Below are 21,432 nucleotides of genomic sequence, written 5' to 3'. Positions count from 1 at the left end.
TCCTCCTTCACCATATAACAAATGGTGATCTGTAATCTTTAGTCCTTTAAAACTCTTACGCCTTGGACGAACACATTCACTGTATTTGCGGAAAATCCCAACATCATTTCAAGGTTGTACTTGACCTGCGTTTGCACATTCCGGCAAATTTCTGAAATTTTAGTGCCGTAGAGTACAATGATATAAACATCAACAGCAACTCCATTATCTTCTTGACGAATAACGACACCGCGTGAGTAGTTCTCTTTTTTCAATATTTCACTGATATTATCTCTGATTTGATTTTTACTCGCCATGCCGACAACTCCATAATTATCTGTCGCGGCTCCGCCCACTACCGTAGCGATCACGTCGTTCGATAAGTCAACCATTCCATATTGTGTTTGGATTTTAACTGCCATTTATAATAGCCTCCTTAATGTATGCACACAATCGTAATTATAAATTATGATAGCATATTTTATACAAAAGAAATAACTTTTTGCGATTAAATTTCTCATTTACGGTCGATTTGCGGCAATTCTTATTGATTTCCCACTGTTTTCCAATTTTCTTATCCAGCACTAGTGCCTTTTCAATGACAACATAGTACAGACATTTGGTGATGACATCATTAAAAAAACAGCTGTCAAGTATTTTTCCTTTAAAACAGTTGCATTCACTTTTAAATTATGATAAATTAATCAAGTGTATGAATTGGAAAGAAGCTTTGCTTCTGTAACAGCAAAGGAGGAAAGAAAATGTCAAAAGAATGTTTCGTAACAGGACGTAAAAGCCGTTCAGGTAATAACCGTTCCCACGCTATGAACTACACAAAACGTACTTTCAAACCAAACTTACAAAAAGTTCGTATCTTAGTCGATGGAAAACCTAAAAAAGTTTGGGTTTCTGCTCGAGCTTTGAAATCTGGTAAAGTTGAAAGAGTATAAAAATATAGATGAGCCCGGGACCATGTCATGATTCCAGCTCATCTTTTTTTATTTCCCATCCTAAAATTAAGGAAAGTGGCCGCAATTGTTGTGGCCACTTTCCTTATTCGCGCTTATCAGAGCTTTGGATGACCGCCAATAGGCCAGATCCAAAAGAAAACGTCATCTCTGTGTCCTTGAATTCATTACTGACCAAAGCTATCGGGTACTCGTAATCTTTTCCGTTCAACGGATAGGCAACTCCAGTCAGCTTCAGTGCTTTGATCGGAGTCATGCCGATGAACGACAAGTATTTTTTCCCCTCTTCTTTCTTTAGCACATAATTACCCGGCAGATAAAATCGCAGCGTATTATGGCGGTCGATTAAACTGACCTTACCCGTCATCTGTTTCACAAGTGGATGGAATGCCAACCACAAATTACTCATCAGATGGTCCAGACGCCCTCCGAAAGCTCCCAAAAGAATGATTTCCTCCGGATTGAACATTTCAATCGCATAAGCAATAGCCGCCTCAGTATCCGTCTCATCTTTTTGTGCCGGGAGTACACGGCAGACAAGACTTTTCTTTTTGATGTCTTCCATTTCTGAAGGGGTAACAGAATCAAAATCACCGATTGCCGCATCAAAATGCGGGAGCAGTTCGGCAAGCTTCAAAGCTCCGCGGTCTGCGCCCACCATCCGATGACTTGTCGCATAACGGCGGACCAAAGCTGCGACATCCGTCAGGTCACCACCGACCACGATCACAACTTTCTCAGACTGCATTGTGGCAGGCATCCTTTAGTCTACTGATGGCAGCGGATGGATTTTCATCGTCATAGATGTAAGAACCCGCTACGAATACATCAGCCCCTGCTTTGATGCATTTGACGATCGTCTCGTGGGTAATCCCGCCGTCGACTTCGATTTCGTAATGATAGCCATGTTTTTCGCGCAAGGTAGCTAACTCTTCAATTTTACCCAAGGTGCTTTCGATGAAGCTTTGGCCACCGAAGCCCGGGTTGACAGTCATGACGAGCACCATATCAACATCGCCCAAAACGGGTTTTATGACTTCTACGCTTGTTCCCGGATTGATGACGACACCAGCTGCTATATTTTCATTTTTGATCATCTGGATTGCGCCATGGATATGGTCAGTAGCTTCCACGTGGATCGTTATGATATCGGCACCGGCTCTGGCGAAAGCCGGTATCAATTTTTCAGGTGTACTCACCATCAAATGACAATCCAACGGTAATTTTGTATGCGGTCGGATTGCCTGTACAATATTTGGACCCAAAGTTAAGTTGGCGACAAATTGACCGTCCATTGCATCAATATGAATGTAATCGGCACCCGCTTGTTCGACTAACTTGACATCTCTTTCTAAATTCGCAAAATCAGCACTTAATATGGATGGAGCAATTTTCATGTTCACACGCACCTTATCTCTTATTTTTTTTTATGTACATCGGTTTGCGGCCTACAATTTCCTCATGGAACTGCAGATAGTGTTCGTATCTGTACGGAGCCACTTCTCCGGATGCAACAGCCTCTTTCACCCGGCAATTCGGCTCGTTGATGTGCATGCAGCCGGCGAATCGGCATTGATCGCGCAGCGCTTCAAAGTCCGGGAAAAAAGAAGGCAGATCGACCGCTTCAATGTCGATCAAGTCGATTGTACTGAAACCAGGGGTATCGGCAATCAGCGCTTCCCCAACCGGATGCAACTCGACATGCCGCGTCGTATGGCGGCCCCTGCCCAAAGCGGTCGAGATTTCACCTGTCAACAAATCCAATTCGGGCATCAGTTGGTTCAACAAAGTTGATTTCCCGGCGCCTGATTGGCCCATAAAAACAGCCATCCCTTTACCCATGGTCTGGACCAGTTCATCCAAAGAAGAAGATGCATCCGGATAATCCGATAGAATCATCGTATAGCCGATTGCTTCATAATAGGTTTTATACTGAAGCATGTCAGCTTTAGCCTTGTCGTCCAACAGATCTATTTTTGTAACGTAGATGATGGGAATGATATTATTTGCTTCCAGGTAAACCAAGAAACGATCCACCAAATAGGAAGAAAAATCGGGTTCGATCGCCGACATCACAATGACACCGCAATCGACATTCGCCACCGTCGGACGAACCAATTCATTTTTCCTGGGGTAGATATCCAACAGAACGCCCTCCGTTAAGTTGTCACTTTCGAAATCGACAAAATCCCCAATAAGCGGAGCCATGTTTTTTACGCGGAAGTTTCCTCTCCCTCTCGTCTGATACGTTTGACCATCCACATACACATAATAAAATCCGCTTATTGCTTTCCTGACTTGTCCTTTTTGCAAATCGACAACGCCTCCTAGTTTGATTCTTTCTCTCTATTCTACACTGTTCTACAAAAAAATGACAAACCATTTTGATGTTTGTCATTTTTTGTAACCTATACAATTCTATTGCGTCAATTCAGAAGCTTCGCTGATGACTTCGCCATCTCTTTCGATCCGGTAGGAAGCGGAGCTGCCTTCCAGAATGCGGAAGTTTAATGTCACAACTTCATCTGCTGAAATATCGAACTCACGGAATACGTCACTGAGTGTATGATCTTCATCCTGCACATAAATGACTATATGGTTCGGCTCGTTGGAAGTACTGCTGACATTCGCATTGCTGTTGGCATTTTCACTACCTTGACCATTGTTGCTCTCAGAAGCGGATTCCGATACGGCTGCCGGAAGGTAGGGAATTGTGATGGTACGGCTGAAGGAAACCACTTGTGGTTCTTCAGGGCCTTTTGAAATCACCACACTCAAGGCATCACCGGATACAAACGCAGATCCGCCGGCAAGACTTTGACTTACAACCAGACCTGCTGCAATCGTGTCTGAATAAGCTTCCGTGATCGTCAACGAAAGCCCGTATTGCCCTGCATAATCCTCGACGCTTTTTCTCGTGTATCCCGATAAATCGCGCATCGTATAGGATTCATTTCCATCGCTCACCAGAAATGACAGCGTAGTTTCACCGGGTTTTACCTCCGTGCCAGGCTCAATGTTTTGGCTGATGATATTGCCTTCTGCTACTTCGCTGCTGAATTCATGAGTCCTTTCGATCGTAAAGCCTTCTTTACGCAAGTCTTCGAATACACGTTCATATTCTTGGCCCTCATAATCGAGAAGAGTGAACAATTCCTCGCCCAGACTGATGATAAGATCGATCTCATCACCGGCTGCAACGGATGAACCGATTTTTGGTGATGTTTCAATGACAGCATCTTCTTCTATTTCTTCATTGTATTCTTCCGTTATATTTCCTAATACCAACCCGACATCTTCCAAAGCAAGGCGCGCACTAGCTTGGTCCATGTTTGACACATCCGGCACAGTCACGGCATCTGCTTCCTGGTTATTGTAAAAGAAAAGGAAAAAACTGCCGATCAGGCTCAAGAGGAACACCGTAAAAAGAAAAAATAGCCACTTCTTTCGTTTTTTCTTGCCTCCAGCTGCTTCTCGCCCTGGCTCGAATTCGTGGATTGCTTCAGTTTTAACGCTCTGTGGTGGCGAAATGATCGTTTTTTCGATATCCGCTTTAGCCACTACTTCAGCTGATAAAGGCGTAAGCACTTTGGTTTCCTGCAACAGCGATACCGGCATAAAAGGTGCTTCATTTCTACGCTCCTCTCTCAAACAGGTATCAAGGTCCGCCATCATTTCTTCACAAGTTGCGTAACGATCGAGCGGTTCTTTGGCTGTGGCCTTCAGGATAACATTTTCAAGGCTCTGCGGTATTTCCGGATGACTTTCCCTGATGGATGGCATCGGTTCTTGAAAATGCTTCAGAGCGACACTGACAGCCGACTCTCCATCGAAAGGAACTGATCCGCTGAGCAATTCATACAACACCACGCCCAAAGCGTATATGTCCGATTTGGAAGTGGCCATACTGCCTCTGGCCTGCTCCGGGGACAAGTAATGAACGGATCCCAACAGCGTATTCGTCTGAGTGATTGATGTTTCCGACAACGCGACCGCAATACCAAAATCAGTAATTTTGATGCGATCCTGATTATCGATCAGAATATTTTGTGGCTTGATGTCCCTGTGAATAATCCGATTTTTATGTGCCAACGCCACAGCCGACAAAACTTGGTGCATGATATGGATCGCTTTTTCCGGCAAAACACGTCCTTGGATGTCGATGTATTTTTTCAGATCCGTGCCATCGATAAATTCCATCACGATGTACTGCAATTCATCTTCTTCATCTACGTCATATACACCTACAATATTCGGATGAATCAATTGCGTGGCCGAGAGAGCTTCACGCTGGAAACGACGTAGAGCGTCCGTGTTGTTACGGAAGTCAAATCGCAACACTTTGATGGCTACTGGCCGATCCAGAATCAGATCGTGTCCCAGATAAACGTTTGCCATCCCACCGCTTCCGATATGCCTGACAATTTTGTAGCGGCCGCCTAATTTCTTTCCTGCCTCCACAACGGTTCCCCCTCTCTATCCGTAAAATCAGCCAAAAGCACTGTGATGTTGTCCAGGCCGCCAGCAGCATTCGCTTTATCGACCAAGGAAAGGACTTTTTCTTCAAGAGGAAGCCATTCCTTCAGCATTTGGGCGATCTCTTCATCATCCATCATGTTGGTCAGTCCATCGGAACATAGCAATAACAGGTCCCCCTGCACAAGCGGCATGGCGATGATATCGATATCCAGTTTCCTGGAAACACCCAACGATCGCGTCAAAATGTTCTTTCTTGGATGATGCTGCGCTTCTTCCGGGGTTATTTCACCTGATTTGATGAACTCATTCACCAAAGAATGGTCTTCTGTAATTTGGCGGAGTTTATAATTTCTGTAGACATAAGCCCGGCTATCCCCGATATTAGCAAAAACGATTTCCTTGCCTACGATGGCTGCGGCTACCAAAGTCGTTCCCATCCCGTCCAGATCGCTGTAATCCAATGATTTTTGAAAAACAAGATCATTTACCCGCTGAATGTTGGCAATCAACCAACGGGACAATTCTTCGCTGTTCGTGAAACGGGACCCTTTCCAGGCTGCTCCCAGATGGGATACCCCCATTTCACTGGCGACGTCACCAGCCTTATGGCCACCCATACCATCACATACGATCATGAGCGGTTGTCCGGCTTCATTCATGAAATAACTAACATAGTCTTGATTGATTGCTCTATTTAGGCCTCTATCACTTTTGAAGGCTATCTGCATTCTTTCCCCTCAATTCTTTCTTATCATTTACCTTTTTACCATACAGCTGATGAAAAATCCATCAGTTCCATAATCATGCGGATAAATTTGCACGAATCCTTCAGCAGTGAAAGATTTTTTATCCAAATATTCGGAGCGTATCGGGACAATTGCAAATTCAGCATGATTTTCAAGGAATGTCCGTACAGACATTTGATTTTCTTCTGTAGTCAGTGTACATGTACTGTATACTAAACGTCCACCTTTTTTCAACAACGAACTGACCGAGTTCAGAATCAGAATTTGTTCTTGATGCAAATCCAAAAAGTCCTGTGCATTTTTCACATATTTGATTTCCGGCTTCCGGCGCATCAATCCCAGCCCCGAACAAGGTGCATCAACATAAATGACATCAAAGGATTCTGGTGCGAATGCGTGAACTGCTTCTTTCGCATCCAGAACATGGGTTTCGATGCGATCGGACACATGCAGACGCTCGGCATTTTGGTTGATCAAGCTTATCTTATGCTCATACATATCCAAAGCGATGACTTTGCCGTTTTCCGAAGCCGAGAGGTAACTGGCCATGTGCGTCGTTTTTCCACCCGGTGCGGCACAGCTGTCCAAAACCAGAAAATCCTTTTCCAGTTCCCCGACCGGTGCGACCAATTGGCTAGATTCGTCCTGAATCGTAAGCATGCCGTCTTTGAATAGCGGGGAGTCAACGATTTTCCCACCGTGGATCCGGATGCCCACAGGAGAAACAGGACTCGCGACCACATCATAACCTTCCGCTTTGAGCAGTCCTATAGCCTCTTCCCGTGAGATTTCATTTGACTGCAACCTGAGTGAGACAAACGGATCCTCCAATAAGGAGAACGCCATCTTTTCGGTTTCCTCGATACCGATCCTTTCGATGAAATAAGCGACGAGCCATTTCGGCATGCTGGCCCCTACGCTGATGCGCTTCTTGGCGTTGCTGATTGTTTTCCAGTCGCGAAGCCCATTGCGTTGCACATTCCGCAGCACGCCGTTCACATAACTGGCGATGCCGGCATGGCCCTTAACTTTCGCTATTTCTACGGCATCGAAAAGGACAGCGTGATCCGGAATCTTCGTCAAATAGACCATTTGATAGGCGGAGACACGCAGTAAGTTGTTGAGCCAAGAAAGCTGTTTTTTGGGATCTTTGATGTATGACGAAAGACCATAATCCAAGGTCATTTTCCGCTGGATGACGCCGTAGACAATCTCGGTCAACAGGCCGGCATCCTTAGGCGACAACTTTTCGGATAGAATGACTTTATTCAGCAGAAGATTGGAATACGCACCCTCATTCTCCACGCTCTCCAATATATCGACAGCCAGGTAACGGACTGTGTGTTTGATTTTATTTTTCAGTTTATTGTCCATCCGTTTCAAACCTTGTGCCTTCATGAATTTCGCAGGCGCTGCCCCGCAGGTAGTCTGCCGCTGACATGCGTTTTTTCCCGGCAGGTTGGAGTTCCGTCATTTTGAAGACGGTGCCTTCCCCACATGCCACATAGAGAGCTTCCTTGTCTGTTGCGAATACTGTTCCCGAGTCATGGGTCGTACTATTTTCGACAGCTTGTCCAGCCCATACTTTGATCCTTTGCCCATCCAAAAGCGTATGCGCCACTGGCCACGGACGCATGCCACGGACTTGGAAGGCCACTTGTGCAGCCGTTTTGGACCAATCGATGCGTTCCTCTTCGCGCTTGATGTTCGGCGAAAAAGTGGCTGTGGATTCATCCTGCTCTTGCGGCACGAGATTGCCTTGGAAAAAATCAGGTAACGTTTCGATCAAAAGATTCTTGCCGAGTTCGCTCAACTTCAAAAACATCGTCCCGACATCATCCTGCTCGGTGATGGGGATGGCTCTCTGCGCCAACACAGCCCCTGCATCCATTTTCTTCTCCATGTACATGATGGAGACTCCGGTCTCTATTTCCCCGTTGATGATGGCGTAATGGACCGGTGCGCCGCCGCGATATTTCGGCAATAAAGAAGCATGCACATTGATGGAGCGGAAACGCGGAGCGTTCAGCAGTTTGACCGGGAGAAACTGCCCATAAGCCGCCGTCACAATCAGGTCAGGATTCAAGGCGATCAGCTCTTCCATTTCTGGCGAGCCAGAAATTTTTTCTGGCTGATAAACCGGCAGGCCATGCTTCAGCGCGGCTTCCTTCACCGGAGACGGTGTCAATATTTTCTTTCTGCCTACCGGGCGGTCCGGTTGTGTGACAACTGCGATCACATCATACTCATGCTGCAATAAGGCCTCTAAAATGGGCACTGAAAATTCCGGGGTGCCCATAAAAATGATTTTTTCCATTTGTATACCTCCTAGAAGAAATTGACCGGCTCTGAATCGATCGAAATATAGAGACCGCGTGCATTTTCTTTTTGTGACTCATCCAAAATCTGTTTCAATGCCGGATGTAGTTTAGTTTCCTGTTTATATTTCACTAATATCTGAAAATAATACCGATTGTTCACTCGCGCGATCGATCTCTTTGATGGCCCAAGCATGATCGTGTCAGGCTCAAGTTTTTTTTGAAGGATCTCATGGATTTCATAAATTTTCTTCTGCGCTTTCTTTTCGTCGGGGTTGCTGACAGTTATGAGCGCCGTATAAAAATACGGTGGATACCCTGCTTTATGACGAAGCGACATCTCAGTACGGTAAAAGCCTTCGTAGTTGTGCTGTTGGGCAAACAGAATGGCGTAATGATCCGGATTAAACGACTGTACGATTACTTCCCCGGACAATTCGGCGCGGCCCGCACGACCGCTGACTTGAGTCAACAGTTGGAACGTCCTTTCCGAAGACCGGAAATCAGGTAATCCTAATGAAGTATCCGCGTTGATGACACCAACCAACGTGATGTTCGGAAAGTCCAATCCTTTCGCAATCATCTGCGTACCTAGCAGGATGTCGGCCTCGCCTCTCCCGAAAGCCGAGAGGATAGCCTCATGGCCGCCTTTCTTGCGGGTGGTGTCCACATCCATGCGCAAAATGCGCGCCTCCGGAAAGAGCGTCTGCAGTTCTTCCTCGATTTTCTGGGTTCCTGTTCCGTAATAACGAAAATTGTGGCCTTTGCATTTCGGACAGGTGTTGGGGATTGCTTCTTCGTGGCCGCAGTAATGGCATTTCATCGTTTTGCTGTCCATATGCAAAGTCAGACTGATGTCACAATTCGGGCACTCAAGGACAAAGCCGCAATCTCGGCACATGATGAAAGAGGAATAACCTCTTTTGTTCAGCATCAGCACAATCTGCTGTTTTTTCTGTAGCCGATCCGTAATCTTTTCCTGCAGCAGCATGGAAAAGCTGCTGCGGTTGTTCGCTTTGAACTCATCACGCATATCGACAATTTCGACTTGAGGCAATGCGCGTTGGTTGAAACGCCCTCTCAATTCGACCAAGGTGTATACCTTTTTTTGTGCCCTGGCCCGCGACTCTAATGAAGGCGTCGCACTACCCAGAACAACCGGACAACGGTTATGCTGCCCACGCCAAATCGCTACATTCCGGGCATGGTACTTCGGGTTTTCGTCCTGTTTGTAGGTGCTCTCGTGTTCCTCGTCCATAATGATGATGCCAAGATTCTGAACCGGGGCGAAAATGGAAGAACGCGCGCCGACAACGACATCGGCATCACCGCGGTGAATTTTGCGCCACTCATCGTACTTCTCTCCCGATGACAACGCACTGTGCATCACGGCCACGCGGTTTCCGAAGCGGCTCTTGAAATGGTTGACCATCTGCGGAGTCAAAGCAATTTCGGGCACAAGCATCAGGGCCGTCTTGCCTTGGTTGATCACTTCAGCAATCAGTTGAAGATAGACTTCGGTCTTACCGCTTCCCGTAACGCCTTGCAACAAAAAAACTTCGTGCCGTTCTTCTCTGATGCTGGCAGCCATCATCCGGAAAGCTGCCGTTTGTTCATCGGATAGGGGCAACGCTCCCGTTTGCTTGAACTGTCTATTCTTAAATGGATCCCGGAGAATTTCCCGGTCCGCTGATTTAAGCCACCCCTTTTCCACTCCTGTCCGGATCGTGCTTGGCCCGATATCGAATTGTTCCTTGTATTCTTTCGATGTCAGCGGAGTTCCGTTCATGGACATGATTGCCGCCAACAGGGCTTGCTGTTGCTTGGCTGATTTTTTCAGGCTGTGGTATGCATCTTCCAGACTGCCCATTTCCAGATCGGAATAATAAACCTGCACCGTTTTTGCCTTCGCCTGGTTTTTGAGGATGTAATTGACTTCAATCTTCCCGGCTCGCTTCAATTCGATCAGTTGCGGCAAAATGCCGCGGTCGACGGCATCTTCCCAACTCATTTTGCTTTTCCCTTGAAAAAGTCCGTAGAAAGTCTCCTCGTCCAATTCATCGACAACCTCAATTTCTTTTTCGTACTTCGCCTTCATCAAAGGCGGCAACATCGTCTGGTAACAATGGATCCGATAGGCATAAACGGTTTCCGCCATTTCCTCGCCCAACAGCAGCAACTCTTCGGTCAATGCCGGCTCGATATCCAATGGTTGGATGATTTCTTTCAGTTCCCCTTCAAAATCGGTGTGATCAGAAATTTCCGTTATGAACCCTTGGATGACGCGAGTGTTGAAAGGCACTTCAACGCGCATCCCTTTGCCCAACTTTTGTTCCATAGCAGGAGGGATCGCATAATCAAAGGGACGATTGGTCTGCATGGCAGGTATATCCACAATCACTTTTGCAATTTGCACGTAAAACCCTCCCATTCCTTTTTCTAACCACTATCTTACTAAATTATACCGATAAAGTCTTCTCGGATTTTTTCGGCATCAAAAAAATAAAACTACTGATTTTGAAGTTCAAAAACAGTAGTCTTTTTTCATTCCTATTCGGTTATCTTTCAGGGATGATGGAATTCGGATCGATTTCCAACTCGCCGGCAACTACTTCTTCCAGCGCACGTCCGACATTCTTGTATGACTGGTAATGATCCAATAAAGGTTCTGAGCGACCATGCAATTCATGCGCTCTTTTGCTTGAAAGAATGACCATTGAATATTTTGAATCCACTTGCTCCAACAATTTATCGATCGAAGGATATAACATCATATTATTTTACTCCCTTTCATCCGCACAGATGGTATCCAGAATCCGTGAGACTTTCAAGTGTTCGCTTTGGATGATGCCAAGCACTTTCTGGACCGCGTTCTCTACTGTGTCGTTTTCTACCGCATAATCATAATACCGCATCAAACTGAGCTCTTCAATAGCCTTTTCCATTCTTTGTTTGATGATCGGCGATTCATCCGTACCACGATTTACGATCCGTGACTCCAATTCCGTCATATCAGGAGGCGTCAAAAAGATGAATATCCCTTCCGGCATCCGTTCCTTCACTTGCATGGCGCCTTGAACTTCGATCTCCAGAAAAATATCTTTTCCTGTGTCCAATGTTCTTCTTACATAGTCGATTGGCGTACCATAGTAATTCCCCACATACTCGGTATATTCCAACAGTTCATTATCGGCGATCATTCTCTCGAATTCTTCTCTTTCCTTGAAGAAGTAATCTTTGCCATCCACTTCCCCTTCACGCGCTTTGCGGGTCGTAGCGGAAATCGAATAGATGAACTCCCGTTCACCACGAGAAAAAATTGCTTGTCTCACAGTCCCTTTGCCTACTCCCGAAGGTCCGGATAAGACAATCAACAATCCTTTTTCTGTCATTTAATGCCCACCATCCAATTATATTATTATAGCATCGTACAGCCTAATGCGGCGTTCTGTTTATTATTTCATAGTTTAACACAATTTCATCAAGGTTAAAACCTTTACCGGAGTCTTCCGCCAACATTTTATTAGTTACCGTTTCCAACAACTGCACCCCTTGGATGGAATGCGCTCGCCTCTCACAAGCGCCGGAAAGACAAGAAAAGCTGAACGGGTTCGTTCAGCCCTGAAAGAAATTTAGGAAATCTGGCCTCGCAACGTTCCCTACGGTCACCTTGTACTGGGACTCTAAGGGATGAATCCCTAAGAGTCCCATGCAAATGAGCATCGTAGAGCGCAATTGCTGAGAGACTTTCTGCGTCAGCAGATTAGTCGAACAGTATGTCTTGGCTCGCAGAGACAAGAGGTTCCTTATTCTTTTTTCCGAAGGGCTAACCCGTGAAGCTGGACATCATTTTAGATGCATGAAACATTTTACAAAATTGTGAAACACCTACAGTGATGCACTTTTCACTCTGGAAAATTTTATAAATTCCTATATGTCAAAAAAGAACAAGACAAGGGTATCCCTGTCTTGTTCTGGAAGCATCAAGAAACGCCCATGTCTTTGACTTTCATCATGCGGACGATACTCGACCGTTCGTTCTCCTCGAGCTTCATTTGGATGTAACGGATCGTCTCCTGCAATTGCGGAATCATTTTGTATTCCAATGCATTTACACGCCTTCTTGTTTTTTCGATCTCATCGGCAAGAAGTTGGCATGTTTTTTCGATTTCCGTTAATTTAAGTAATTTCGGAAGGATGTCTTCAATCTTTTTGATCGCATCATCCAGTTCACCGTTCGAGTTGACGTAACCGTACTGTAAATCTGTGGATTTATCGTCTTGATCAACCATTGAAAAATTCATTTGGGGAACGACGACGCTCATGATGTTGTTTTCTTGAATGTCCAACTCAACCGCCGTAGCGGGTACAGCGAACAGTTCTTCAATGAAAGCCTCATTCAGAAGCGACTTCGCTACCACGAAAGAACGCATCGAGGCGGTCAATTCTTTTTCGACTTCATCCCTCAGAATGTTGTTTTCGCGAATCAGATTGATGAATTGACGCATCAATTCATCTTGCTTATCCTTCAGCAGTTTATGGCCGCGGGTGGATAGCACCAGACGCGATTTCAAGTTGGACAGTTCCATCCGGGTGGGCTTTACATTCAATCTTGCCATGGACGATCACTCTCCCTTCGGCATAAACTCATCGATCATATCGCTCTTGATTCTCTTAAGTTCCGTTACCGGCAGGATGGACAACAGTTCCCAGCCCAAAGCCAAAGTCTCTTCAATTGTGCGGTTCGTATAGAACCCTTGACTGATGTATTCTTCTTCGAAACGCTTTGTGAACTGCACATACAGTTTGTCCGTCTTGGACAAGGCGGACTCTCCAAGGATGACAGCCAATTCTTTAGCTTGTTTTCCTTTTGCGTAAGCCGCAAACAACTGGTTCATGGTTGGAGCATGGTCTTTTCTTGTCTTGCCTTCACCCGTACCTTTGTCTTTCAGACGTGAAAGCGAAGGCAACACGTTGATCGGCGGCTTGATGCCTGAGTTGTTCAATTCACGTGAAAGAATGATTTGGCCTTCCGTAATGTAACCCGTCAAATCCGGGATTGGATGCGTAATGTCATCCTCCGGCATGGAAAGAATCGGGATTTGAGTCACCGAACCTTTTTTGCCGATGATACGGCCTGCACGCTCGTACAAGGTGGAAAGGTTCGTATACAGGTATCCGGGATAACCACGGCGACCCGGCACTTCACGACGTGCTGCCGAAATTTCACGCAAAGCCTCACAATAGTTGGTCATGTCAGTCATGATGACCAAAACGTGCATGTCTTTTTCGTAGGCCAGATATTCCGCGACTGTCAGAGCCATTTTAGGTGTGGCAATCCGTTCGATGGCTGGATCGTTCGCCAAATTGATGAACATGACGGAACGATCGATCGCTCCTGTCTTGCGGAAATCTTCCATGAAATATTCTTTTTCTTCAAAAGTGATCCCCATTGCTGCAAATACAACCGCAAATTTTTCATCGCTGTTCAACACCGTCGCTTGACGAGCGATTTGAGCAGCCAATTCTTTATGTGGCAAACCTGAACCGGAGAACACAGGAAGTTTCTGACCTCTTACGAGTGTGTTCAGATGGTCGATGGCCGAAATTCCCGTTTGGATGAACTCATCCGGATAATCACGCGCAACGGGGTTGATCGCCTGACCATTGATGTCCAGGCTCATTTCCGGAATGATTTCCGGACCGCCATCAATCGGATTCCCCATTCCATCGAAGACCCGACCTACCATATCCTCAGAAACAGCTATGGAAAGAGGTTTTCCACGGAAACGGACTTTCGTGTCTTTAATGTTGATACCGCTTGGGCCTTCAAAGATTTGCACCATCGCTTTATCTTTGCTGACTTCCAAAACTTGACCATGACGGATTTCGCCGTCTTGCATTTGTATTTCAACCAACTCGTCGAATTTGACTCCCTCGATCTGCTCAACAACCATCAACGGGCCTACAACTTCGGTTACTGTTTTATATTCCTTAAGCATGGCGCGTCATCCCTCCTTCCGCAACAATTTCATGCAATCTTTTTTTGATATCCGCCTTGATGTTTTCCATTTCGGCAAGATTATCTTCCTTGATGTATTTACTTCTAGCAATCCGATCACGCAATTCAACTGTACCTTCAATGATTTCATTGAAGTACGCGCCTAAACGCATTGCTTCACGTGCTTCTGTTTCGAAGCTCAGAATCATATCCAGCATCGCCAATTGTTTCTCGCGGGAAGTATACGTATCCACATCATCGAAAGCGTTCTGCTGGAGGTAATCCTCACGCAACGATTCCGCAATTGCCATCGTCATACGGTCTTTCTCGGACAAGGATTCGATACCGACCAGGCGGACGATTTCTTCCAATTCCGACTCTTCCTGCAGAAGGTTCATCGCATGCTGAACCATTTCAGACCATTTTGTCTGTAAGGCATTATTCAGGTATTCCCCGACTTCGGTATTGTAAAGGGAATAGGAAGTCAACCAGTTCATGGATGGGAAATGTCTTTTTTGTGCTAAAGTGGCATCGAGCGCCCAGAATACTTTGACGACGCGCAATGTATTTTGCGTTACCGGCTCAGAGGTGTCACCACCAGGAGGCGATACCGCTCCAATGGCCGTAATGCTTCCTTCACGATCTTCCGATCCTAAAGCCAATACTCGCCCTGCCCGTTCATAATACTCAGCTACTCGGCTTCCTAAGTAGGCTGGATACCCTTCGTCACCAGGCATCTCTTCCAGACGGCCTGACATTTCACGCAAGGCCTCCGCCCAACGGGATGTCGAATCAGCCATGATCGCTACACTGTAACCCATATCACGGAAATATTCCGCGATCGTAATGCCTGTATAAATCGATGCTTCACGCGCCGCAACTGGCATATTGGAGGTGTTGGCGATAAGGATTGTTCGTTCCATCAATGACTCACCTGTGTTCGGATCGATCAATTCCGGAAATTCATTCAATACGTCCGTCATCTCATTACCGCGTTCACCGCAGCCGACGTAAATGACGATATCCACATCACTGTATTTTGCGATTTGGTGCTGTACAACGGTTTTTCCTGCTCCGAAAGGCCCTGGAACAGCTGCTGCTCCACCCTTAGTGATCGGGAAAAAGGTGTCGATGACCCGTTGTCCGGTAACCATTGGTGTGTGTGGATTCATTTTTTGTTTGAAAGGACGGCCGCGTCGTACCGGCCATCTTTGCAGCATAGTCATTTCTTTCGGGCCATTTTCGGTTTCAACGACATAAGCCGTTTCATCCAACGTGTAACTGCCGTCCTGAATGGCAGTCAGCTTACCGGAGACGCCATACGGAACCATGATTCGGTGCTCGATCACTTTCGTTTCTTGCACGGTACCGACAATATCCCCTGCTACGACATAATCGCCGACTTTCTTCGTAGCTTTGAATTCCCAGACGTTCTCTCTTTTCAGTGATGGAATATCCGTTCCACGCACCAAATAATTACTTTGGGTGATTTCCCGGAACGTATCCAAAGGACGCTGAATCCCGTCAAACATCTGCGACAGGATACCTGGTCCCAATTCAACAGATAAAGCCTCTCCTGTCGTGATTACCGGTTCTCCTGGACCAATACCGGAAGTCTCCTCGTAAACTTGAATAGATGCAACATCATTGCGCATCTCGATGATTTCACCGATCAATCCTAATTCGCCGACGCGGCAAATATCTTGGATATTCGCTTCTTCCATTCCTTCCGCCATAACTAAAGGTCCGGAAACTTTTATTATATTTCCATTTTTCAAAAAAGTCCCCTCCAAATTATAAGATATTCTGTCCAACTGCTTTTTCTACATTCTCCTGAATGCGGGTTTTTCCGATATTCAACGTACCTTTATGGTTCGGAATCAGAATGATGGCTGGTTGGACTCTGCTGTCATACCTGCTCACTGTCTCAGGTATTTCTTTTGCCATTTCTTCCGTCAGATAAATGATCCCATAATTCTCCATCGCCAGACGATCTACCGTTTCACGGGCAGTCTGGGCATTATGGCATGCAAATACAGCGAAACCCAAAATCTTAAAAGGAAGGATGGAATCTTTGTCTCCCACAACTGCAATATTATGAGCCATATATAGGTCGCATCCTTTCTCTCAATATTTGTTCCTCTATCTGATTGTCTTTGCCTACCAAAATCAAGCGGATATTAGTGACTTCCTTCTCTTTGGCAAACAGATAACCCAACAAAGGAATCGGACCGAACGGTTGGTACAAGCCTTCCGCAATCAATTCATAGGTCAGTTCATCAACGAGTTTATCCAGCTTCTGTGTGTCTACTTCATTTGTTGTATCGGAAATCATATTGGATAAGCGCGCGCCGTATTCTTTGCTGAAATAATGCTTGCGCATGACCGCGCTTGGTCCGTTGATCGATTCTTCAATCAAATCGCGTTTCGAAATTGAACCTGAACTGGATAAAACCGTATAGAGAAAACCGCGGGGCTTATTTTGTTTCAGACTTCGGATAATGGTCGAAAGGTTATAGAGATCGATCATGCCATCTACCATTTTCGCGATGCTCGGATGTTGAAGTTTGTCGCTGATGGAACGCAGATGCCTGAAATAATAAGTGTCCATAAAGATAGTAGCCGCTTCGATACGATGCCCTTCATCGAAATCGCGGAGCGCTTCTTGAACCCCTTCTATCAGAATCGGATGTTCGTCGTTGCCGTCGCCGGTTTCGACCAATTTCTTCAGACTGGCTATGGAATATTTGCCGATAGGGATCAACAGCTGCTCCAGATCTTCACCCGAAAAACGTTGTTTCAGCAACACTTTCAGGTTGTGATAGGTATAGCGCAACGCGAATAATTCCACAATCTCAGCAACCGGCGTGATGCTGAACAAGTCCTGATAGACTTCCGCCAGGTGTTTTATGAGAAAACCTTCAAAATTTTTATTCATCAGTGTTTCTTTCTCATCAAACTCATAACCGGTACCTTTCAGAACATCCAAGGCATCTTTTAGAGAAGAGGCTTTCAGCATCCGATCGTAATCCGCTTCCGCCAATAATTTTAATTCATAGGTGCGAAGTATCGTATTGACGCCTTTGTAATCAATCTCTTGCATAGTGCCCCTCCTTTACTTTTCGTCTTGGAATGCTAAAGTCGCCAGCTCTGCTGCAAAGTCGTTCTTTACATCTTCGATCAGATCATCGAAGCAATAGTTGTAATCGACTCCGCCTTCCTGCAGGATGAATCCGGCTTTATTCGGAATGGACTCCTCAGAAATCTTGACAGCTGGATATTTGACCAACAGCTGCTGCAACGCATTCCCTTTAAAGTGGGCGATCGATTTTGCGCCCGGAACAATGCTGTAGGCTTTCGAATCGCCAGCCTGAGCAAGCACACCGTTCAGGAATTGCGCAAAATGGGTTTCATCCCACGTGTTCATTTTTTCTAAAGCCTGTTGGAAGACCGATTTCAAGATGACCTGTTTCTCTTTCAAAACAGCATTGCGTTCTTTATTCTTCAGCGTTTGTTGCTCACGATCAAAATCGTTGCCAACTTTTTTCAAAATGGCAGCTTTGCGCGCCTTTTGTTGTTCAACCAGAGTCAATCTGCTCTCTTCTATCTTTGCGGCAGAAATTTTTTCAGCAGCCTCCAGCTTGCTTTGTCCTTTTGCTTTTGTCTTGTTCAGAATCTGTTCAGACAAGGATTGTAGATCTTTCACGCTTTCTCATCTCCTTACTTTTTCTTTCATTCTTCTGGAGCTTTTGAGAATTAAGCGTTCAATACCAATAAGAATGATGTAACGAATCCTAGGATTGCGTACGTTTCAACCATGGCAGCATAGATAATCCCTTTTGTGTTGTGCTCTTCTCTCTTAGCCAAGATTTGCAGACCCGCTGTAGATACACGGCCTTGCGCGATACCTGAAGTCAAACCAGTGATTGCGATAGGAAGACCAGCCATCAGATAATACAAACCTTGTGCAACAGACATTTCAGGAGCCATTTGCAGATAGATCAGGAATCCGATAACGAAACCGTACAACCCTTGCGTACCTGGCAACAGTTGCAAAATCAGTGATTTACCGAATTTCTCCGGTTGTTCCTTAATCAAAGCAGCCGCCGCTTCACCGGTCATACCAACCCCTTTTGCCGAACCCGTACCAGCCAATCCAACAGCCAAAGCGACGCCTAAAGCTGCGAACATCATACCACCATTGTTGTCGATGAAATATTGTAACCATGTCATATTTTCCATTTTATAATTCCTCCAGTAACTAAGCTTCTTTTTTATTTTTTAAGTAAATATATTTCTCTTCTGTTTTCAACGGCTCCAATGCTTTTCCGCCGCCCTCATAAAATTTTCCGAAAAATTCAACGAACACAAGTCGAGCACCATGCACATAAGCACTCAGCATGGACAAGCCGAAATTGATGCTGTGGAGCAACACGAAAAGCACCGCGCCAATGGTGAATCTCGCCCATACCGGCAAGAAGTCGATGATCATATTGAAGGCAACCGCAATACTACCACCTGATACCCCTAAGGCCATCAGTCGCGTATAGCTGACCATGTCGCCAATATAACCGGTGATTCCATACAAATTGTACAACCCGGCACCTGCACCCAACGCTTTGTTATCCGATGCCATAGCTGTAGCAAGCACGATCGCGACAGCACTTGTGATGGCGACGGCTGCTCCGACGGTCACAAGGACCTGGCTCGGGATAAGCATCTGTCCGAACAGGATAAAGATGAGTCCCACAAAAATCCCCAACCATCCGATACTGTCGGAAATCGCACCCAGCGGATTTTTGTCGCGCAAGGACAGATAGGCTTTGATGCCCAAACCGAACATGATCTGGACTACACCAAACACTACCGAAATCAACAAGATCGTATTGGCGTCATTGCTCGTAGACAGGAGCACATACGGCAGTTCAAGACCAAAGAAGGAGCCGTAGACCAACCCCCACAATATAGCTGGATAGGACAGGATGTGAAAGAACAGAAGATTGGTGCGCATACCTTTATTGAAGTTCAGGAACTTCAATGCCAGCAATGTTCCGATAAGGAGCAACAGACCGTATCCGACATCCGCAATCATCATTCCGAAGAATAAAAGATAGAAAGGCGTCAATAGTGGCGTCGGGTCTATTTCGTCATATTTCGGCAAGCTGTACATGGCAGTGATACTCTCAAAAGGAGTGACGAGCTTATTGTTCTTCAAAACGGTTGGAATGACCGAAACATCCGAATCGTCAGCATCATCAACCGTTAGTGCGTATTCATTCTCTGCGACAGTATCAGTCAGCGCCAGCTTGATTTCATTGACTTTATCTTCCTCAAGCCATCCTTGGATTACGAAGAGATGTTTCTCATTGATCAATAATTGTTGGCTCTTGATCCGTTGCAGTTTTGCATAATAAAATTCGGACAGTAGCATCAACTGCCACTCTTCTGCTTTCATTTCGGAAAGATCCGCCAACAGCTGTTTGTTTGCTTCACGGTTATCCTGTATGCGGCTTTGAACATCGGCCAATGCCTCTGCAGGCGGCAAATCATACTCATATGTTAAAGCTTGGAAATGATTGCTGTCCAACAAAGCGTTTACATCAATAACATGTGACGGATCATAGAAAATCGCCGCTCCAAATGAATCTTTGTTCTGGAAGATTTCTTCCGTATAGACCAAGGGATTGGAAGTCACGTTTGTGATGTAATCGTTGGAGAGCGTCTGAGGAATCGTGCCCACTTTGACTGCGATGTGTTCAAATACTGCTGTATCTCTCGGATTGAATGATAATTTTTTCCATAAAAGCAGGAAATCCTCTTGTTCATAAAGATGTTTTTTAGCATCTTCGAGTTTCTTTTGTTCGGCTTTCAGACCCAACACTTTATCCAGAAGTTTGTCGGAAGAAAATTCGCCCACAGCCTTTTCCAGTTCTTCCAAAGACAAGGATTGTCGAGGGTTTGTATACTGTTTGATCAAAGACTCTTTCTTCAGATACGACTTCAGGAAAGATAAGGCTTCCGTGACATTCTCCAGATAACTTTCGTTTTTCTTGATGTTTTGCTCAATTGACTCTCGTTCTTTAGGCGATAAGGATTGTAAATTTTCTTTTGCAGCAGGCAAATCGATGACTTCTAAGCTTTGCAATGTCTGGATAGCCGTCAATAACTGCTCTTTTTTTTCGTGAAAAGAAATGAGAGTAACTTTTTTCATTTTAGCGATTGCCATATTTCCTCATCACCTCCCCAATTACGGCATTCACAAGTTCTTCTTCTTTCGCTTTAAACCGAGTTTGCAACTTCTCGATTTCCGATTTTTCACTTTCTGCGGAAGCGTTCTTAAGAATTGCCAGTTGTTCTGATTTTTTCGCAAGTTCTTCGGATTGAAAAGTAGCTAATTCCTTTTCGATATTCCTTTTCATTTCGCCTATTTTATCTTGCGTGTTCTGTTCCAGTTTGCGTAGCTTATTCTGGTAATCCAATTCCAGATCAGCTGCTTCCTGCTCAATCTTTTTTACTTCATCAAATATTTGCATCTTTCATTCCACCTCCGTCCTTCATTTGATTCTCCTTAGGAAAAAAACTTTCCGATCAGTATTTTCATTATACAGTTAATGTAAAGGCCGTTCAAATCTATTTATACGCAATTCCCAGTGGTTTCAACAATCATTACAGTTTCATTAATAGGAAGAAACTTTCTGAAATTTCTTCAAAAATATTAAATGAACATTTTGTGAACAGCACTCTCCAAGCACGCTGCACCGATCCAGAACCTTCTTGGAGAGTCTTTTATATAGCCTATTTTTTTCGATAATTCCGCCGGATAATAGATGTAATTTTCCCCTCGCCTGCAAAATTAATGTGCTCCCGACACGTTCTTTTCCATACTACTACTTTACTCGAAAATGCAAGAAATAGGGGCATATTCGGCCGATATGACATAA

At 45.3% G+C, this 21,432-nt stretch carries 21 protein-coding genes; 1 reads left to right on the top strand and 20 read right to left on the bottom strand.

Features of this window, described 5'->3' with window-relative positions; translation table 11 throughout:
• Positions 1 to 38: 38 nt before the first annotated feature.
• Positions 39 to 401, bottom strand: a complete 363-nt coding sequence (locus BMZ71_RS00335) for an Asp23/Gls24 family envelope stress response protein (protein ID WP_068562154.1) — start codon at positions 399 to 401, stop codon at positions 39 to 41.
• Positions 402 to 740: 339 nt separating this feature from the next.
• Here BMZ71_RS00335 and rpmB point away from each other — a divergent pair, with 339 nt between their 5' ends.
• Complete coding sequence (gene rpmB / locus BMZ71_RS00330; RefSeq protein WP_068562155.1) at positions 741 to 929, top strand: 50S ribosomal protein L28; 189 nt, start codon at positions 741 to 743, stop codon at positions 927 to 929.
• 103 nt (positions 930 to 1,032) lie between these two features.
• On the opposite strand, the gene BMZ71_RS00325 is transcribed toward rpmB, so the two are convergent.
• The 19 genes from BMZ71_RS00325 to BMZ71_RS00235 form a co-directional block, all read right to left on the bottom strand.
• Entirely contained in the window at positions 1,033 to 1,695 is a 663-nt protein-coding gene (locus BMZ71_RS00325) for a thiamine diphosphokinase (RefSeq protein WP_177187438.1), read from the bottom strand.
• Positions 1,685 to 2,344 (bottom strand): ribulose-phosphate 3-epimerase, encoded by a 660-nt coding sequence (gene rpe, locus BMZ71_RS00320; RefSeq protein WP_068562157.1) that lies wholly within the window; start codon positions 2,342 to 2,344, stop codon positions 1,685 to 1,687. The genes BMZ71_RS00325 and rpe overlap by 11 nt, the downstream gene beginning before the upstream one ends.
• A 13-nt stretch (positions 2,345 to 2,357) precedes the next feature.
• Positions 2,358 to 3,260: a ribosome small subunit-dependent GTPase A gene (gene rsgA / locus BMZ71_RS00315; protein WP_086988412.1), complete on the bottom strand. Its 903-nt coding sequence runs from the start codon at positions 3,258 to 3,260 to the stop codon at positions 2,358 to 2,360.
• 105 nt (positions 3,261 to 3,365) lie between these two features.
• Complete coding sequence (gene pknB, locus BMZ71_RS00310) at positions 3,366 to 5,408, bottom strand: Stk1 family PASTA domain-containing Ser/Thr kinase (protein ID WP_086988411.1); 2,043 nt, start codon at positions 5,406 to 5,408, stop codon at positions 3,366 to 3,368.
• Positions 5,387 to 6,154 carry a Stp1/IreP family PP2C-type Ser/Thr phosphatase gene (locus BMZ71_RS00305; RefSeq protein WP_068562160.1) on the bottom strand — a complete coding sequence of 256 codons (768 nt, stop codon included), beginning with the start codon at positions 6,152 to 6,154 and terminating at the stop codon, positions 5,387 to 5,389. The genes pknB and BMZ71_RS00305 overlap by 22 nt, the downstream gene beginning before the upstream one ends.
• A gap of 27 nt (positions 6,155 to 6,181) precedes the next feature.
• Positions 6,182 to 7,546: a 16S rRNA (cytosine(967)-C(5))-methyltransferase RsmB gene (rsmB, locus tag BMZ71_RS00300; RefSeq protein WP_068562193.1), complete on the bottom strand. Its 1,365-nt coding sequence runs from the start codon at positions 7,544 to 7,546 to the stop codon at positions 6,182 to 6,184.
• Positions 7,536 to 8,489 carry a methionyl-tRNA formyltransferase gene (fmt, locus tag BMZ71_RS00295; RefSeq protein WP_086988410.1) on the bottom strand — a complete coding sequence of 318 codons (954 nt, stop codon included), beginning with the start codon at positions 8,487 to 8,489 and terminating at the stop codon, positions 7,536 to 7,538. Before fmt ends, rsmB begins: the two co-directional genes overlap by 11 nt.
• 11 nt (positions 8,490 to 8,500) lie before the next feature.
• Entirely contained in the window at positions 8,501 to 10,921 is a 2,421-nt protein-coding gene (priA, locus tag BMZ71_RS00290) for a primosomal protein N' (RefSeq protein WP_086988409.1), read from the bottom strand.
• A gap of 127 nt (positions 10,922 to 11,048) precedes the next feature.
• Positions 11,049 to 11,264: a DNA-directed RNA polymerase subunit omega gene (gene rpoZ / locus BMZ71_RS00285; protein ID WP_068562163.1), complete on the bottom strand. Its 216-nt coding sequence runs from the start codon at positions 11,262 to 11,264 to the stop codon at positions 11,049 to 11,051.
• A gap of 6 nt (positions 11,265 to 11,270) precedes the next feature.
• Positions 11,271 to 11,882, bottom strand: coding sequence for a guanylate kinase (gene gmk, locus BMZ71_RS00280; RefSeq protein WP_068562164.1), 612 nt, complete (start codon positions 11,880 to 11,882; stop codon positions 11,271 to 11,273).
• Positions 11,883 to 12,473: 591 nt separating this feature from the next.
• Positions 12,474 to 13,109: a V-type ATP synthase subunit D gene (locus tag BMZ71_RS00275; protein ID WP_068562165.1), complete on the bottom strand. Its 636-nt coding sequence runs from the start codon at positions 13,107 to 13,109 to the stop codon at positions 12,474 to 12,476.
• Positions 13,110 to 13,115: 6 nt separating this feature from the next.
• Positions 13,116 to 14,492 (bottom strand): V-type ATP synthase subunit B, encoded by a 1,377-nt coding sequence (locus BMZ71_RS00270; RefSeq protein WP_086988408.1) that lies wholly within the window; start codon positions 14,490 to 14,492, stop codon positions 13,116 to 13,118.
• Positions 14,485 to 16,269, bottom strand: coding sequence for a V-type ATP synthase subunit A (locus BMZ71_RS00265; RefSeq protein WP_068562167.1), 1,785 nt, complete (start codon positions 16,267 to 16,269; stop codon positions 14,485 to 14,487). The genes BMZ71_RS00270 and BMZ71_RS00265 overlap by 8 nt, the downstream gene beginning before the upstream one ends.
• Positions 16,270 to 16,285: 16 nt before the next feature.
• Complete coding sequence (locus BMZ71_RS00260) at positions 16,286 to 16,597, bottom strand: V-type ATP synthase subunit F (RefSeq protein WP_068562168.1); 312 nt, start codon at positions 16,595 to 16,597, stop codon at positions 16,286 to 16,288.
• Positions 16,587 to 17,594 (bottom strand): V-type ATPase subunit, encoded by a 1,008-nt coding sequence (locus tag BMZ71_RS00255; protein WP_086988407.1) that lies wholly within the window; start codon positions 17,592 to 17,594, stop codon positions 16,587 to 16,589. Before BMZ71_RS00255 ends, BMZ71_RS00260 begins: the two co-directional genes overlap by 11 nt.
• A 12-nt stretch (positions 17,595 to 17,606) precedes the next feature.
• Complete coding sequence (locus BMZ71_RS00250) at positions 17,607 to 18,197, bottom strand: V-type ATP synthase subunit E (protein ID WP_086988406.1); 591 nt, start codon at positions 18,195 to 18,197, stop codon at positions 17,607 to 17,609.
• A gap of 50 nt (positions 18,198 to 18,247) precedes the next feature.
• Complete coding sequence (locus BMZ71_RS00245; RefSeq protein ID WP_370684630.1) at positions 18,248 to 18,724, bottom strand: V-type ATP synthase subunit K; 477 nt, start codon at positions 18,722 to 18,724, stop codon at positions 18,248 to 18,250.
• Between the two features lie 28 nt (positions 18,725 to 18,752).
• On the bottom strand, positions 18,753 to 20,717 hold the full coding sequence (locus tag BMZ71_RS00240) for a V-type ATP synthase subunit I (protein ID WP_086988404.1): 1,965 nt from the start codon (positions 20,715 to 20,717) through the stop codon (positions 18,753 to 18,755).
• Positions 20,704 to 21,024: a hypothetical protein gene (locus BMZ71_RS00235; RefSeq protein WP_068562173.1), complete on the bottom strand. Its 321-nt coding sequence runs from the start codon at positions 21,022 to 21,024 to the stop codon at positions 20,704 to 20,706. The genes BMZ71_RS00240 and BMZ71_RS00235 overlap by 14 nt, the downstream gene beginning before the upstream one ends.
• Positions 21,025 to 21,432: the final 408 nt, after the last annotated feature.

Source organism: Trichococcus flocculiformis (assembly GCF_900113645.1).
In the GTDB taxonomy this organism is placed as follows: Bacteria; Bacillota; Bacilli; order Lactobacillales; family Aerococcaceae; genus Trichococcus; species Trichococcus flocculiformis.
Note: the sequence above shows the minus strand (reverse complement) of the source record. Positions and strands in the feature narration are given on the sequence as shown.

Bases quoted from the DNA above. Each gene is read 5' to 3' on its own strand.
- BMZ71_RS00235 (WP_068562173.1), bottom strand. From the start codon at position 21,024: ATGCAAATATTTGATGAAGTAAAAAAGATTGAGCAGGAAGCAGCTGAT.
- BMZ71_RS00240 (WP_086988404.1), bottom strand. From the start codon at position 20,717: ATGGCAATCGCTAAAATGAAAAAAGTTACTCTCATTTCTTTTCACGAA.
- BMZ71_RS00245 (WP_370684630.1), bottom strand. From the start codon at position 18,724: ATGACATGGTTACAATATTTCATCGACAACAATGGTGGTATGATGTTC.
- BMZ71_RS00335 (WP_068562154.1), bottom strand. From the start codon at position 401: ATGGCAGTTAAAATCCAAACACAATATGGAATGGTTGACTTATCGAAC.
- BMZ71_RS00275 (WP_068562165.1), bottom strand. From the start codon at position 13,109: ATGGCAAGATTGAATGTAAAGCCCACCCGGATGGAACTGTCCAACTTG.
- gmk (WP_068562164.1), bottom strand. From the start codon at position 11,882: ATGACAGAAAAAGGATTGTTGATTGTCTTATCCGGACCTTCGGGAGTA.
- BMZ71_RS00255 (WP_086988407.1), bottom strand. From the start codon at position 17,594: ATGCAAGAGATTGATTACAAAGGCGTCAATACGATACTTCGCACCTAT.
- BMZ71_RS00325 (WP_177187438.1), bottom strand. From the start codon at position 1,695: ATGCAGTCTGAGAAAGTTGTGATCGTGGTCGGTGGTGACCTGACGGAT.
- fmt (WP_086988410.1), bottom strand. From the start codon at position 8,489: ATGGAAAAAATCATTTTTATGGGCACCCCGGAATTTTCAGTGCCCATT.
- BMZ71_RS00305 (WP_068562160.1), bottom strand. From the start codon at position 6,154: ATGCAGATAGCCTTCAAAAGTGATAGAGGCCTAAATAGAGCAATCAAT.
- BMZ71_RS00260 (WP_068562168.1), bottom strand. From the start codon at position 16,597: ATGGCTCATAATATTGCAGTTGTGGGAGACAAAGATTCCATCCTTCCT.
- rpmB (WP_068562155.1), top strand. From the start codon at position 741: ATGTCAAAAGAATGTTTCGTAACAGGACGTAAAAGCCGTTCAGGTAAT.
- BMZ71_RS00270 (WP_086988408.1), bottom strand. From the start codon at position 14,492: ATGCTTAAGGAATATAAAACAGTAACCGAAGTTGTAGGCCCGTTGATG.
- rsmB (WP_068562193.1), bottom strand. From the start codon at position 7,546: ATGGACAATAAACTGAAAAATAAAATCAAACACACAGTCCGTTACCTG.
- rpe (WP_068562157.1), bottom strand. From the start codon at position 2,344: ATGAAAATTGCTCCATCCATATTAAGTGCTGATTTTGCGAATTTAGAA.
- rpoZ (WP_068562163.1), bottom strand. From the start codon at position 11,264: ATGATGTTATATCCTTCGATCGATAAATTGTTGGAGCAAGTGGATTCA.
- priA (WP_086988409.1), bottom strand. From the start codon at position 10,921: ATGGGAGGGTTTTACGTGCAAATTGCAAAAGTGATTGTGGATATACCT.